Source organism: Variovorax paradoxus, from assembly GCF_030815975.1.
In the GTDB taxonomy this organism is placed as follows: domain Bacteria; phylum Pseudomonadota; class Gammaproteobacteria; order Burkholderiales; family Burkholderiaceae_C; genus Variovorax; species Variovorax paradoxus_N.
Window position 1 is genome coordinate 3,659,258 of the sequence record NZ_JAUSXL010000002.1, and the last position, 14,559, is coordinate 3,673,816.

General features: G+C 68.6%; 13 protein-coding genes. 6 read left to right on the top strand and 7 right to left on the bottom strand.

Annotated elements, in window-relative coordinates:
• The first annotated feature begins 100 nt into the window (after window positions 1-100).
• The 3 genes from QFZ47_RS20865 (at window position 101) to QFZ47_RS20875 (ending at window position 3,435) form a co-directional block, all read left to right on the top strand.
• Window positions 101-619 carry a TolC family protein gene (locus QFZ47_RS20865; RefSeq protein WP_307657435.1) on the top strand — a complete coding sequence of 173 codons (519 nt, stop codon included), beginning with the start codon at window positions 101-103 and terminating at the stop codon, window positions 617-619.
• Window positions 620-760: 141 nt separating this feature from the next.
• A complete protein-coding gene (locus QFZ47_RS20870) occupies window positions 761-1,000 on the top strand; it encodes a hypothetical protein (RefSeq protein ID WP_307657436.1) in 240 nt (79 codons plus the stop codon).
• A 59-nt stretch (window positions 1,001-1,059) separates the two neighbouring features.
• Complete coding sequence (locus QFZ47_RS20875; protein ID WP_307657437.1) at window positions 1,060-3,435, top strand: penicillin acylase family protein; 2,376 nt, start codon at window positions 1,060-1,062, stop codon at window positions 3,433-3,435.
• A gap of 34 nt (window positions 3,436-3,469) precedes the next feature.
• Here QFZ47_RS20875 and QFZ47_RS20880 read toward each other — a convergent pair whose 3' ends face one another.
• The 3 genes from QFZ47_RS20880 to QFZ47_RS20890 form a co-directional block, all read right to left on the bottom strand.
• Window positions 3,470-4,174 carry a glutathione S-transferase N-terminal domain-containing protein gene (locus QFZ47_RS20880; protein ID WP_307657438.1) on the bottom strand — a complete coding sequence of 235 codons (705 nt, stop codon included), beginning with the start codon at window positions 4,172-4,174 and terminating at the stop codon, window positions 3,470-3,472.
• Between the two features lie 48 nt (window positions 4,175-4,222).
• Window positions 4,223-5,005, bottom strand: a complete 783-nt coding sequence (locus QFZ47_RS20885) for a phosphate/phosphite/phosphonate ABC transporter substrate-binding protein (protein ID WP_307657439.1) — start codon at window positions 5,003-5,005, stop codon at window positions 4,223-4,225.
• A 206-nt stretch (window positions 5,006-5,211) separates the two neighbouring features.
• Window positions 5,212-6,051, bottom strand: a complete 840-nt coding sequence (locus QFZ47_RS20890) for a hypothetical protein (protein ID WP_307657440.1) — start codon at window positions 6,049-6,051, stop codon at window positions 5,212-5,214.
• Window positions 6,052-6,274: 223 nt separating this feature from the next.
• On the opposite strand from QFZ47_RS20890, the gene QFZ47_RS20895 reads away from it, so the two are divergent.
• On the top strand, window positions 6,275-6,928 hold the full coding sequence (locus QFZ47_RS20895) for a DUF1345 domain-containing protein (protein WP_307657441.1): 654 nt from the start codon (window positions 6,275-6,277) through the stop codon (window positions 6,926-6,928).
• Here the strand turns inward: QFZ47_RS20895 and QFZ47_RS20900 are convergent.
• Genes QFZ47_RS20900 through QFZ47_RS20910 form a run of 3 tightly spaced genes read right to left on the bottom strand, consistent with a single transcriptional unit; the run spans window position 6,903 to window position 10,005 of the window.
• A complete protein-coding gene (locus QFZ47_RS20900; RefSeq protein ID WP_307657442.1) occupies window positions 6,903-7,874 on the bottom strand; it encodes a DMT family transporter in 972 nt (323 codons plus the stop codon). The genes QFZ47_RS20895 and QFZ47_RS20900 overlap by 26 nt on opposite strands.
• A gap of 31 nt (window positions 7,875-7,905) precedes the next feature.
• Window positions 7,906-8,400 (bottom strand): methylated-DNA--[protein]-cysteine S-methyltransferase, encoded by a 495-nt coding sequence (locus QFZ47_RS20905; RefSeq protein WP_307657443.1) that lies wholly within the window; start codon window positions 8,398-8,400, stop codon window positions 7,906-7,908.
• 6 nt (window positions 8,401-8,406) lie between these two features.
• Window positions 8,407-10,005, bottom strand: coding sequence for a DNA-3-methyladenine glycosylase 2 family protein (locus tag QFZ47_RS20910; RefSeq protein ID WP_307657444.1), 1,599 nt, complete (start codon window positions 10,003-10,005; stop codon window positions 8,407-8,409).
• Between the two features lie 112 nt (window positions 10,006-10,117).
• Here QFZ47_RS20910 and QFZ47_RS20915 point away from each other — a divergent pair, with 112 nt between their 5' ends.
• A complete protein-coding gene (locus QFZ47_RS20915) occupies window positions 10,118-11,500 on the top strand; it encodes a phosphomannomutase/phosphoglucomutase (RefSeq protein ID WP_307657445.1) in 1,383 nt (460 codons plus the stop codon).
• A gap of 5 nt (window positions 11,501-11,505) precedes the next feature.
• Window positions 11,506-12,888 carry a 3-deoxy-D-manno-octulosonic acid transferase gene (locus QFZ47_RS20920; protein ID WP_307657446.1) on the top strand — a complete coding sequence of 461 codons (1,383 nt, stop codon included), beginning with the start codon at window positions 11,506-11,508 and terminating at the stop codon, window positions 12,886-12,888.
• Window positions 12,889-13,016: 128 nt separating this feature from the next.
• Here QFZ47_RS20920 and QFZ47_RS20925 read toward each other — a convergent pair whose 3' ends face one another.
• A complete protein-coding gene (locus QFZ47_RS20925) occupies window positions 13,017-14,552 on the bottom strand; it encodes a TolC family outer membrane protein (protein WP_307657447.1) in 1,536 nt (511 codons plus the stop codon).
• Window positions 14,553-14,559 lie beyond the last annotated feature (7 nt).

Below are 14,559 nucleotides of genomic sequence, written 5' to 3' on the forward strand. Positions count from 1 at the left end.
CTCTGGGCGCGTCGTCCCGCCGCTGCGGTCGACTCCGTACCCGTGGTGCGCTCGACCATCGAATCCAGCGTCACCGCGCTCGGGACGCTCCAATGCGAACGTGCAGGCGGCACGCGCGGCGCTGCTGCCGCGCGTCACCTTGAGCGCCTCCATCGGCCTGCAGGGACAGGCGCCGGGCGGGCTGCTCGACAATCCGCTCTACAGCCTTGCCGCGGGACTCGCGGCGCCGATCTTCGACGGCGGCCGGCTCGCGGGCGCACGCGAGCTTGCCGAGGCGCGGCGCGAGGAACTGCTCGGCGCCTACCGCGCCGCGGTCATTGCCGCTTTCGCCGATGCGCAATCCGCGCTCCATGCGGTCGGGGGCATCGATGCGCAGGCATCGGCGCAGGCCGACGAACTGCGGGAGGCGCGCCGCGCGGCGGAGCTTTCGGAACTGCGCTACGAGGCGGGCGCCGAGACGCTGCTGGTCCTGCTCGATGCGCAGCGTGTGTTGTATGCCGCGCAGGACCTGGAAATCCAGTTACGGCAGGCCCGGTTGCAGGCGCGCGTTGCGCTGTACCGCGCGCTGGGCGGCGGATGGCGCGACGATGACCGCCTGCTCGCGCAGGGCGAACGGTGAAACCTCTCGCCCAATGCTGCCCTCATCGCACGCCACGTGAGCGCCTGCTTCTTCGGAACTGGCTGGAATGAACATATGTGTGGGTGCTGCGTCAATACGAGAGACGAAGCCAACCCGGGCACAGATTCAACGCAGTCGACGATGGCCACCAAAACTTCCATTTCCCCAGAGGCCGCCGTCGACCGGGCCTGGGAGCTTTTCTGCCGGCTGCACAACGCCCCCTCGTGCATCCATGCGGATCAGCTTGTCCAGTGGCTCGGCGAAGACCCCCGGCATGTGCGGGCGTTCGACGAGGCGCTCACCCTGTGGGCGCTCGCGGGCGCCGCCCTGTTGAGTCCCGTGTTGGAAGGAGCGCAGCACAGCAGCTCCGATCTGCAATAGCCAAGCTGGCAACTGTTCAAAAAAAAGTGAAAACAACCTTCAAACCCGGAACGCGTGCGTTGAGTCGCTGCGTCGCCGCCATCGCCCTGGCTGGCATATTCGTCGGCGCCGCTCCAGCGTGGGCCCGGCGTGAAGCGCCGGTGGCGTCGATCGAAATACGCCGCACCGGCGACGGCATCCCCCATGTGCGCGCCACCACCTGGCGAGGTCTGGGCATCGGCTACGGCCAGGTACAGGCCGAGGACGCGCTGTGCACGCTGGCTGACGCCTTCGTGACCTACAGCGGCCAGCGCTCCCTGTACTTCGGCGCCGACAAGAGGCCGGTCACGCGCTCGACCTTCGGCAATCCCGTCAATCTCGATCTCGACCTTTTCTTCAAGGCCTTTGCAGGCCCGGACTCGATCGAGGCTCTCAAGCGGGAGCAGCCGGCCGATCTCAGCGAACTCATTGCCGGCTACGCGGAGGGCTACAACCGCCATGTGCGCTCGCTCCAGCAGGGCGGCAAGGGCGCAGCACGGCATGCCTGCAGCGGGGCACCGTGGGTGCGGACCATCGGGCCGGACGATGTCTACCGGCGCATGATCGCTGCCGCGCTGGCAGGCGGGTACACGCGTTTCGTCTCCGAGATCGTGAATGCGAAACCTGCCGCGGCCGCACCGCCCGCACCTGCGGACAAGCTCTCGCTGTCGTCCTGGCTCGAGATTCCCGTGGGCGACGCGCGCGGCATCGGCAGCAATGTGCTGGCTTTCGGCCAGGCAGCGACCGGCGAGCGCGGCAGCAGCGTGCTGTTCGGCAACCCGCATTGGTACTGGGGCGGGCCGGACCGCTTCTACCAGGCGCACCTGACGCTGCCGGGGAAGATGGACGTGGCGGGTGTGTCCTTCCTCGGCATTCCGGTGATCATGATCGGCTTCAACAACGACGTCGCCTGGAGCCACACGGTGTCGGCCGCGCGGCGCTTCGGGCTGTTCGAGCTCGCGCTGGACCCCGCGGACCCCACCCGCTACCTGGTCGACGGCGTGTCCGAGCGCATGCAGGCCCAGCCGGTGGCCGTGGAGGTGCGCCGACCCGACGGAACGCTCGAGGAGATTCGCCGCACGCTCTACCGCACGCGCTTTGGACCCGTGGTCGACTTGGGGGCGCGCAACCCGGCGCTCGGCTGGAGCGCCCACAAGGCGCTGGCCATGCGTGACGTCAATGCGAACAACCCGCGCATCTTCCCGAACTTCTTCCGCTGGGACCAGGCGCACTCGCTCGACGAATTCATCGAGATCCAGAAGCAGGAGAGCGCAATGCCATGGGTCAACACCGCTGCGATCGGACGGGGCGACGGCCGTGTCTGGTATGCCGACATCGGCGCAGTGCCCGGCGTGCCCGACGACCTGCGCGCGGCCTGCGCGACACCGCTGTCGAAGGCCTTTGCCGCGATCGATCCGAACACGCCCCTGCTCGATGGCAGCCGGGCGGCATGCGAATGGCGAACCGAGCAGGCTTCGGTGCAAACCGGCCGCATGCCCGCCGACCGCCTGCCCAGCATGCTGCGCGAGGACTATGTTGCCAACCTGAACGACAGCTATTGGCTGACCAACCCGGCGCAGCCGTTGACGGGTTTCGCATCGATCCTCGGCGGCGAGGGGCGGGCGCTCTCGATGCGCGGGAGGGAAGGGCATCGCATCGCGGGTGAACTCGCGGGCGCGGGCGCCACGTCGGCCAAGTTGCTGGCGGACCGCTTGATGCACAAGACGCAGGAGGCCCGTTCATATACCGCGGATCAGTTCAAGCAATCCTTGCTCGACATGGCGTGTGAATCCTCGGGCGAAGGGGCGCCGGCACTCGACCTGCAGCAGGCCTGCCAGGTGCTTCGCAACTGGTCGAACCGCGCTGGTGCGCAGGACCGCGGCGCGCTGCTGTGGGACGCCTTCTGGACCCGGCTGCAGAAGATTCCGGCGGGGGAGTTCTACACGAAGGCGTTCTCGGCCGTGGCGCCGTTGCAGACGCCGGGCGGTGTCAATGCCGCAGACCCGCGCGTGGCGCGCGCGCTCGCTGGCGCGGTCGAAGACATGCAGCAGAAGGGCTGGGCGCTGGACGCGCCGCTGGGCACGCTGCGCTTCGCCCGCAGCGAAGGCCGCCAGGTGCCGCTGTTCGGCGGCTGCGATGCCGAGGGCTACTTCACCGTCTCCTGCGCCAACGAGGGCGACTACACCATGGGCGATCGCTCCCATGGCAACACCTACCTCCAGGTCGTGTACTTCGACCGGCATGGCGTGCAGGCGCGCACGCTGCTCGCGCACGGCGAACGCGAAACCGCGGTGACGAACGGCGAGGGCATCGCGCCGGTGGCGCGCTATGCGCGCAAGGACTGGCTGCGCTTCCCGTTCCGCGAGGAGGACATCGCACGCGATCCCGCGCTCCGGCGGCGCAAGCTGCAACCCTGAATTTCCGGATCGCGGCGCGGTGGCACGGCGGGGCTCAGCCCCGCTTCGGAATGCCCAAGCCCTTGGCGACGGCCGGCCGCGCGACGAAGGTTTCGAGCACTCGCGCCACATTCTTGAACTCGCTGAAGCCCACCAGATCGCCCGCTTCGTAGAAGCCGATCAGATTGCGGATCCACGGGAACGAGGCGATGTCGGCGATGGTGTAGTCGTCGCCCATGATCCATGCGCGGTTGGCCAGGTGCTTGTCGAGCACGCCAAGCAGCCGCCTCGCTTCGGCCACATAGCGGTCGCGCGGTCGCTTGTCTTCATAGTCCTTGCCGGCAAACTTGTTGAAGAAGCCGAGCTGGCCGAACATCGGCCCGATGCCACCCATCTGGAACATCAGCCATTGGATGGTTTCGTAGCGGCCCGCCGCGTCTTCGGGAATGAACTTGCCGGTCTTGTCGGCCAGGTACAGAAGAATGGCGCCCGATTCGAACAGCGCCAGCGGCTTGCCGCCGGGCCCATCGGGATCGAGGATCGCGGGAATCTTGTTGTTCGGACTGAGCGAGAGAAACTCCGGCGACATCTGGTCGTGGGTTTCGAAGCTCACCAGGTGCGGCTCGTAGGCAAGGCCGGTTTCCTCCAGCATGATCGACACCTTCACGCCGTTGGGCGTGGGCAGCGAATACAGCTGCAGCCGGTCGGGCTGGAGCGCGGGCCATTTCTTGGTGATGGGAAAGCGGGACAGGTCGGTCATGCGTGGTTCATCGAAAGCGGAGTTGGGAGAACGCCGCGCCCGCCGGTTTCAGATGCCAAGCCAGGTCATCAAGGCTGTTTCGACCTCGGCGGAGGGTGCGACAAAGCCAGTGTAGGTCGATGTGGCGAGCGCGCGCTTGCCGGCCTCGCTTTGTGCGAGGCCGAGCAGGGCTTCGCGCGCGGCACTGGCCGTGGCGGCATCGAGCTTGCGCGACGCCAGCCATTGCTTGATGGGCACCGCGCGCGATTCCGCGCAGACATTGCCGCCGCCATCCTTCCAGGTCTTGACCACGCCCGCTGCCGCCGTGGCGCCGTAGGCGGCAAAGCCGTTCTGCACGTAGAAGGGCACTGCGTCCTGGTAGCGCGTGTTGGTGAGCTTGAGCGCGGCGGGCTGCAGGCCCTGCTCGCGCAGCATGGCGCGCGTGATCACCGAGGTGATCGAATCCGCGTCGGGCATGACCAGGCCCTTGCCCGCGATGCTCTTCCAGTTGGAGATGGGCTGCGGCTCCTTGCACAGCAGCGACACCTTGTACGCGGTGAAGCCGCTGGTCCAGGCCAGCGCCTGGTAGCGGCCGCTCTTGATGGCTTCGAGCGCCACATGGGCCGGATGGATGAAGGCCAGGTCGACCTGCTGCTCCTTCAAGGCTTCGCGCGCGCTGGTGTAGGAGATCAGCACCTTGATGGTCACGGGCTGCTTCAGCGCCTTGCTCAGCACTTCGGCAATGGGCTCGAAGCGGGGTGCAATCTGGCTTTCGGTGGCCTGGTAGCTCACGCCCTCGGTCACGCCGATGACGAGCGCATGGGCCGGCACGCCCGCTGCCAGCAGCAGCATCGCCGCCGCCGGGGCGGCAAGGCGAAGGGGGCGTGGATGGCGGGTGCGGCGCGCGCTGGCGGCGCATCCATCGGGTTTGCCGGAGCGGATTGGGGCTGGGATGTACATCGAAAGATCATAGTTGCCCGGGACGCGGCCGCCGATGATCGCAAGCACCTATGCGCTCAGCCGCCGGCCCGTGGCATGGCGCCGGCGCCGAAGGGGCGTCAGAACCGCGCCTTGACGAAGGCCGAAGGCCCGTGCAGCTTGACCTTGACGCGGGTCTCCGCGGTGCTGGTCTCGCGCGCCAGGTCGATGTTGGTGACGCCATAGGCCAGCACCAGGCCGACATTCTTCACCGGGAACCACTCCACGCCCGCGCTGGCGTTGTAGATGTTGCCGTGGAAGCGGCCGCCGCCCTTGCGCACGCCGGAAAGGTCGGCGAAGAGGCGCAGGTCGGGATTGATGGCGTGCCGCACGCCCACCTCGAGCAGGGGCGCGATGGCGTCGTCGCTCGAGTCTTCGTTCAGCGTGCCGATCCGTCCGTTCACCGCGACATTGGCATTTGCGCCCACGTTGATGCGGTAGTAGGCGGCGCCGGCACCCAGGCCGAACACCGTGTTGCCCGAGCCGAGCCACCATTTGTACGAGAGCTTCGCGAAGTCGAGCTTCACGTTGAGGTTGGCATTGCCCAGCGCTGTCACGGTGCCGAACCCGCCGAAGGAATCGCTGCCCGCCGCCTGGCCGAAGTAGTCGCGCTTGTAGCGGTAGTAGTCGAAGGAGATGCCGTGGCTGTCGCCGATCAGCAGGTCGGCCGTGATGCGCGGCATGGTCACGCGGCCGGGCTCGAGGTCGCGCGTGCGCAGCGCACCGTACGGCGAGCTGACCGATGCATTGAACTTGGGATCGGCGCTGAAGGCCCCGGCCGAGAAGCTGAAGCGGTCCAGCGCGGGCGACGGGTCGGCCCAGGCCAGTGCGGGAGCAAGAAGAAATCCGACGCCAGCCAGTGCGCCCAGCTTCGTCAGCCTTGCGGGGCCGGCGAGCGGGCAGGAGCGGAGCAACAGCATGGAGAGATCCTTAAGAGGAAGAAAGAAGACAAAAAAATACGCCTCGGGCTCGACACGCAATTTGTGTGCGCGCCGGGCTCCCGGGCGGTTGCTCCCTATTGATGACCGCCAAGTTAATAGCCCCCTCGCGCAAAGCCCATGCGCCGATTGCCGCTGTGCATGTAGGACGATGGCGACCCCGGCGTTCGCGCGCCTGAAAAAGTACTCACGGTAAGCTTTGGAGATGCGCAAACATCTCTCCGCGACCACCGGCCCGCAGCGTCTTCTCTATGCCGGGGTGGCGGGCGCCGCCGCCGCGGCCATCCCCTGGACGCTCGACGCCATGGCGCGCGGACTCGCGGGCTGGTGCACCGGCACCGCGGTGTTCCTGCTGCTCGCGTGGTGGCTGGCCGGCACCTTCGACGCAGCGCAGACCCGCAAGCGCGCGCAGTCGCTGGACCAGCCCAATGTGGTGATCCTGGTGTCGATGCTGGTGGTCATTGCGGCGAGCGTGGTGGCCATCGCGATGCTGCTGCAGCAGGTCAAGCTGATGAGCGGGCCGGCGCGCGCGGGCCACATTGCGCTGGGACTGGTGGCGCTGGTGGGATCGTGGCTGACGATGCACACGATCTACGCCTTTCACTACGCGCATCGCTACTACATCGACCAGCGCGACGGCTCGCCCGACGGCGGGCTGGATTTTCCAGGCAAGCAGGAGCCGGACTATTTCGACTTTCTCTACTACGCCTACGTGGTCGGCATGACCTCGCAGGTGTCCGACGTGCAGGCCACCTCGCGCGAGATGCGACGCATCACGCTGGTGCACAGCGTGCTGGCCTTCGCCTTCAACATGCTGGTGCTCGCCCTGTCGGTCAACGTGGTCGCGGCGGCGATGTAGCGGCCGCGCTACCGTCCGCGCGCGGCCAGAGCTTCACGATGCCGGTGGAGAGCGCCACGCCGCAGACGATCACGGCCGCGCAGATCAGCATCCATTGCGTGATGTTCTCGCCCAGGAACACGGCACCGTAGAACACCGCGAACACCGGCACCAGGAAGGTCACGGTCAGCGCGCGCGCCGGTCCCGCATTGGCGATCAGCCGGAAGAACAGGATGTACGCGAGGCCGGTGCATGCGATGCCCAGGGCCAGCAACGCCAGCCATGCGCGCAGGCTGGGCATCTGCGCGGGCCAAAACCACAGCGCGGGAAGCGCGAGGAACAGCGTGGCGCCGATCTGGCTGCCGGTGGCGGTGGCCAGCGCGGGCACGCCGCCCAGGTAGCGCCGCGTGGCACTGGCCGCCACGCCATAGCTGGCGCAGGCGCCGAGGCAGGCCAGCACGGCCCACAGCGCGGCGTTGCCGCCGGCATCGGCGTGCAGGCCCGCGCTGCGGCTCGCCAGCATGGCGACGCCCGCGAAGCCGATGACCAGGCCGACGATGCGCGAGCCATCGGGCCGGTCGCGGAACCAGGCCCAGGCCACCAGCGCGCCGAACATCGGCACCGTGGCGTTGATCACCGCCGCCAGGCCGCTGTTGATGGTCAGCAGCGCAAAGCAGAACAGCGCGAACGGAATGCCCGAATTCAGCACGCCGATGGCCATCGACGCCTTCCAGTGCTGCGCCAGCGCCGCGCCGTGGCCGCGCATGAACAAGAGCGGCAGCAGGAACAGCGTGGCCACCGCCACGCGCACGGCAGCTGCCGGCAAGGCACCGAACTCGGCCGCGCCGATGCGCATGAAAAGAAAGGACGCCCCCCAGAGCGCGCCGAGCAGCACGAGGTCGACGAGCCAGGCCTTGGGTTTCGGCGATGGGGTGGCGGCGGTGTTGTCGTTTGTCGTTGTGCTCATGGATATGTTCCTCGCGGCCCTGCGGCGGGCTCTATTTCGCTTCGAGTTCCAGCAGTGCGGTCTTGCGATGGAGCCCGCCAGCGTAACCGGTCAGCGAGCCGTCGGCGCCCAGCACGCGGTGGCAGGGCACGATCACGCTGATCGGGTTGCGCCCCACGGCCGCGCCCACGGCGCGCACCGCGGCCGGGTTGCCCACGTTCGCGCTCAGCGCGCCGTAGGTCATGGTCTTGCCGGCCGGAATGGCCAGCAGCGCCTGCCACACGCTCTGCTGGAACGCGGTGCCGTGCGAGAGATCGAGCTTCACGTCGAAGGTGTCGCGCCTGCCCGCGAAATAGTCGCGCAGCTGGGCGCCGGCCTCGACCAGCGCCGGATGGTCGCCCCTGGTCTGCCAGCCCGTGGTGTCGGGCCAGTGGCGCTGCTGGTCGAACCAGACGCCGGCCAGGCCTTCGTCAGTGGCGGCCATCGTGATGCCGCCGAGCGGCGTGTCGATGTGCGAGGTGTAGATGACTTTGCTCTTGAACTTCATGACATTTCAGGCGGAGGCGCCTGCCGTTGTGAGGTTGTTGAAAGGTTCTGCCGCCGCCAAGGGGGCTGTTGCGGCGGCAGCGGAAGAAGACGGCGCATGCCAGGCGCGCAGGACCGCATAGCTGCGCCAGGGCCGCCATGCCTGCGATGCCTGGCTGGCCGCGCGTTCGGTGCTCACGCCCAGTGCCTTCTGCAGTGCGACATCGCCCGCGGGGAAGGCGTCGGGCCAGCGCAGCGCGCGCATTGCGATGTACTGCGCGGTCCAGGCGCCGATGCCGGGCAGCTCCTGCAGCGCGGCGATGGTCGAGGGCACGTCGGCGCCCGCATGCAATGCCAGCCTGCCGGAGGCGACCTCGTTGGCGATGGCCTGCAGCGCGGCTTGCCGCTGCCGCACGATGCCGAGCTTGCCGAGTGCATCGCCGCTCGCGGCCGCCAATGCCGCGGGCGTGGGAAACAGGCGGTTCAGCCCTTCGATGGGCGTGGCGATGGCTTCGCCGAAAGCCTCCACCAGCCGCGAGCCCAACGTGCGCGCCGCGGCCACGGTGACCTGCTGGCCCAGCACCGCGCGCACCGCCAGCTCGAAACCATCGACCGTGCCGGGCACGCGCAAGCCGTCGCCGTGCGGAAAGGCCTCGTGCAGCGCGGCGTTGATGGCCATCGGCTCGGCATCGAGGTCGAGCATGGCGCGTGCGCGGCTGATCACGATCGGCAGCACTGCGGCCAGCGAGTCGCTGACCGACAGCAGCATCTGCTCGCGTTCCATGTCGAAGCGCAGCTGCAGCCAGCCGGCGTGCGTCTGCCCGCCCTGCTGCACGCGCAGCGTCCGGGCCAGGCGAACGAAGGTGGGCGTGCTGCCCTTGGCGGGCTCCTTGCCATCGGCCGTGGTGGCCACCTCGACGCCGCGCAGCGCACGCCGCGCAAAGAAGCCGAGCATCGCGCCCACGTCGTAGGGCGGACGAAAGCCCAGCCGCACCTCGATGGCCTTTCCCTCGCCGCCCTCGGCGCCGCCGGCACGCCGCAGCGCGCTCGGGTTGAGGCCGTAGTGCTCCAGGAACGCGGCGTTGAAGCGGCGCACGCTCGCGAAGCCGCTGGCCAGCGCCACCTGCGTCATCGGCAGCCGCGTGTCGGCGATCAGCTGCTTGGCGGCCAGCAGGCGGCGCGTCTGCAGGTACTGCAAGGGCGAAACGCCGAACTGCACCTCGAAGATGCGCCGCAGATGGCGGTCGCTCACGCCGAGCCGTGCGGCGATCCGTGCTGCGCCCGGCCCGTCTTCGGACCAGGCATCGGGCTCGTCGATGAGCCGCGCGGCCTGCAGCGCGAGGATGCGCGAGGCATCTTCGGTCGACCAGCTCGCCGCCCGCGGCGCGAGCTCGGGCCGGCAGCGCAGGCAGGGGCGGAAGCCCTCGGCCTCGGCCTGCGCCGCGTGGCGGAAGAACCGGCAGTTCTCGCGCCGCGGCAGCTTCACGCGGCAGACCGGCCGGCAGTAGATGCCGGTGGAGGTCACCGCGGTGAAGAACGAGCCGTCGAAGCGCGCATCGTGCGTCTTCATCGCCAGGTAGCAGGCGTCGCTCTCGAGTGCTTCGGTGGATGCGTGGGAGGTAGGCATGGGCAAATGATACGGTTTCGACTCGTTTCAACTGGCCGTTTCCGGACATGTGGGTGCCGGAGCGCGTGCCTACAATGGCCCGTTCTCAAGAACCTACAGGGAATGCCTCTTCATGCAACTCAGTGCGTCGATTTTCAAGGCCTATGACATCCGAGGCGTGGTGCCCGTCACGCTCGATGCCGAGGTCGCGGAAGCGCTCGGCCGGGCCTTCGGCAGCGCCGCCCGCGCCGCCGGTGAAAAGACCGTGGCCGTGGGCCGCGATGGCCGCCTTTCGGGGCCCGCGCTCGTCGAAGCACTGATCAGCGGCCTGATGGCGACCGGCATCGAGGTGATCAACGTGGGCGCGGTGACCACGCCCATGCTCTACTTTGCGGCCCACACGCTGTGCACGAGCGGCATCCAGGTCACGGGCAGCCACAACCCCAAGGACTACAACGGCTTCAAGATGGTGCTGGCAGGGCGCGCCATCTACGGCGACGAGATCCAGGGCCTGCGCAAGGTCATGGAAGAAGGAACCGCCAGGCTGGCGCCCGGCGGCAGCGTGCGCAAGGTCGACGTGACCGACGCCTACACGAAGCGCATCGTTGGCGACATCCAGCTGGCCCGCCCGCTGAAGATCGTGGTCGATTCCGGCAACGGCATTGCGGGCGCCACGGCGCCGGCCATCTTCCGCGCCATCGGCTGCGAAGTGACCGAACTGTTCAGCGAGGTCGACGGCGACTTTCCCAACCACCACCCCGATCCGAGCAAGCCCGAGAACCTCAAGGACCTGATGGCCGCGCTGGCCGAAGGCGACGCCGAACTGGGCCTGGCCTTCGATGGCGACGGCGACCGCCTGGGCATCGTCACGAAAGACGGCCAGAACATCTACCCCGATCGGCAGATGCAGCTCTTTGCACAGGACGTGCTCTCGCGCGTGCCCGGCGGCACCATCGTGTACGACGTGAAGTGCTCGCAGCGCCTGGCGCCGGCCATCGAGGCCGCGGGCGGCAAGCCGCTGATCTTCAAGACCGGCCATTCGCTGATCAAGGCCAAGATGAAGGAAATCGATTCGCCGCTGGGCGGCGAGATGAGCGGCCACATCTTCTTCAAGGAGCGCTGGTTCGGCTTCGACGACGGCACCTATGCGGGCTGCCGCCTGCTCGAGATCCTGAGCAAGACGCCCAATGCGAGCGACACGCTCAACGCCTTGCCCACGAGCTTCTCGACGCCCGAACTCAACGTGAAGTGCGCCGAAGGCGAGCCGCATGCGGTGGTCGAGAAACTCGTCGCAGGCGCGAGCTTCGCGGCACCCGCGGTGGTCTCGACCATCGACGGCTTGCGCGTCGACTGGCCCGACGGCTTTGGCCTGATCCGCGCCTCCAACACCACGCCGGTGCTGGTGCTGCGCTTCGAGGGCCAGACCGATGCGGCGCTCAAGCGCATCGAAGCCGAAATGCTCGCGCTCCTCAAAACCGTCAAAGCCGACGCGACGCTGGCCGAAGCGTCGCACTGAGTCCCGTGCGTTCGCTGCTGCTGCGTCTCTACGGCGCCTTCACCACCGTCGTGCAACCGCTGGTCCGCCGCAAGCTGCGGCGCCGGGCGGTGGCCGAGCCCGGCTACGGCGTGGCCGTCGAGGAGCGCTTCGGCTACTACGACGATGCCACCACCGGCGAGGGCCAGTGCTGGGTGCATGCGGTCTCGCTCGGCGAAACGCGCGCCGCCGCCATCCTGATCGAGGAACTGCGCAGGCAGTATCCGGGCATACCGATCTTGCTGACGCACGGCACGGCCACCGGCCGCGAGGAGGGCGCCAAGCTGCTCGAACCCGGCGACACGCAGGTCTGGCAGCCCTGGGACATGCCGGGCGCGGTGCAGCGTTTTCTCGACCGTTTCCAGCCGCGCATCGGCGTGCTGATGGAAACCGAGGTCTGGCCCGAGATGGCCGCCGCCTGCGCCGAGCGCCGCATCCCGCTGGTGCTGGCCAATGCGCGACTCAACGAAAAATCGCTGGCCGCGGCCGAACGCCTCGGCTGGCTCGCGCGGCCCGCGTATTCGGCGCTGGCCGCCGTGTGGGCGCAGACCGAGGCCGACGCCCATCGGCTGGTGTCGCTGGGCGCCAAGGTGGCCGGCATCTACGGCAACCTCAAGTTCGACGCCTCGCCCGACGCGCGCCAGCTGGCCGCGGCCGTGACGCTGCGCGAGCGGCTGCCCAAGCCGATGGTGGTGCTCGCAAGCTCGCGCGACGGCGAGGAGCGCATGCTGCTCGACGTGCTCAGGCGCTTCGGCGCCACCTCTCCCGTGCCGCCCGAGCAGGGCGCCATCCGCTCGATTGCCAAGCGCGTGCACGACGTGCAGTGGATGATCGTGCCGCGCCATCCGCAGCGCTTCGACGAGGTGGCTGCGCTGATCGAATCCGAAGGCTTTGCCGTGGCGCGCCGCAGCGCCGCGGGCGAGCCCTCCGACGCCGAGATCTGGCTCGGCGATTCGCTCGGCGAAATGGCGCTTTACTACGGCCTGGCCGATGTCGCGCTGCTGGGCGGAAGCTTCGAACCGCTGGGCGGCCAGAACCTGATCGAGCCGGCCGCCTGCGGCTGTCCGGTGGTCATGGGCCCCTCGACCTTCAACTTTGCCGAAGCGGCACAGCTTTCGCTGGCGGCCGGGGCCTCATTGCGCGTCGAGAACATGGAGCAGGCGGTCACCGCGGCGCTCAAGCTGGTCGAGAACCCCGAGCGCCGCGCCGTCATGGCCGAGGCTGCGCTGGCTTTCTCGTCATCGAACCGCGGCGCGGCCGAGCGCACCGCCGTTGCGGTGCTGGCCATCGCGCAGGCCGCGGACCCTGTGGCGTCGGAACACGCGCCGCTCGAAAGCGAAGCGCCGCGCGCCGAACCCACACTCGACTGAGTGTGCATGGCTCCTTCCCCCGCTGGGGCAAGGCTGGGATGGGGGCGAGCGCCCAACGAGCGCCATGATCGGGCCGAGGCCGTCGTGCCCCCACCCCGGCCCTCCCCCGGGAGGGGAGGGAGAAATCCTCAGCGCACTGGCGGATTGAGGATCACCGGCGGCACCGGTGCCGACGGCATCATCGGCGCCGGCGGATTGAATGGCGGCACCGGGACCGGCGGCACCACGGGAATGGGCGGCGGCGTGACCGGCACCGAAGGCGCGGCTTGCGGCTGCTCGCCGAGCGATGGCGCAGCCGTGCTGCCATTCTTTGCCAGCGTCGCATTGATCGCGTTCATGTCGTCGACCGTGAGCGTGCCGTTGGCCTGGCGCAGCTTCAGGTTGCCCAGCAGCACGTTGTAGCGCGCCTGCGCGAGATCGCGCTTGGTCTGGAACAGCTGGCTCTGCGAATTGAGCACGTCGATGTTGATGCGCACGCCCACCTGGTAGCCGAGCCGGTTGGCATCGAGCGCGCTCTGGCTCGAAGCCTCGGCCGCTTCAAAGGCCTTGACCTGCCCCGCGCCGGACACCAGCCCGAGGTAGGCGGCGCGCGTGGCCTGCGCCACGCTGCGGCGGGTGCCGTCGAGCACGCTGCGCGACTGGTCTTCGAGCGCGAGCGTTTCCTTGATGCGGTTCTCGGTGGCAAAGCCGGCAAAAAGCGGCAGGTTGAACACCACCCCCACGGAGGCGGCGTTGATGCGCGTGCCCACGGTGCTGGTGCTGGTGCCGTCCGGATTGCGCGTGATGTTGTAGCCCAGGTTGGCGTCGAGCGTGGGCTTGTGGCCGGCTTCGGCCTTGCGGATTTCGAGCCCGGCCACGTCGAGCCCGAGCCGTGCCTGTCGGATGGCCGGGTGTGCTTCGTCGGCCTGCGCCACCCAGGCTTCGATGTTGGCCGGCAGGGCCGTGGGCAGCACCACCGGCTGCGCCAGCGGCACCGGCACGCTGCCAGGGCGGCCGACCAGCTGGTCGAGCACCACCTTCTTCACCTGCAGGTCGTTCTCGGCGGCGATCTCCTGCGCAATGACGAGGTCGTAGCGGGCCTGGGCTTCGCGCGTGTCGGTGATGGTGGAGGTGCCAACCTCGAAGTTGCGCTTGGCCGACGCGAGCTGCTCGGCCACGGCCACCTTCTGCGCGCGCACCAGCGCCAGGCTGTCCTGGCTCGCGAGCACGTCGAAGTAGGCCTGGCTCACGCGCACGATCAGGTCCTGCTCGGCAATGGTGAGTACCGCCTGCGCGATCTCGGCCTGGCGCTTGCCCTGCTCGTAGGTGGCCCAGTTGGCGGGCCGGTAGAGCGGCTGCGTGGCGTTGATGCCGATGTTCTGCGTGGTGAAGTCGCGCGGCGTGGTCGTTCCGCGGCCGGCGCCGGTGAGCGTGTCGATGTCCAGGTTGTTGCGTGTGGCGCCGGCCGTGAGCCCCACGGCGGGAAGGATGCCGGCCTTGGCCTGGGCCGCGCGCGCCACGTTCGCGTCGTACTGGGCCCGCGCGCCCTGGTAGGTGGCGTCGAAGCCGCGTGCGGATTCGTAGAGTTCGTTCAGTGTCTGGCCTTGGGCGGGCAGCGCGAGCAGGGTGGCAAAGAGACTTGCGAGCGCTGCGGAAAGAGGCAAAAGCCTGGGCCTGAAAGGCATTGAACGT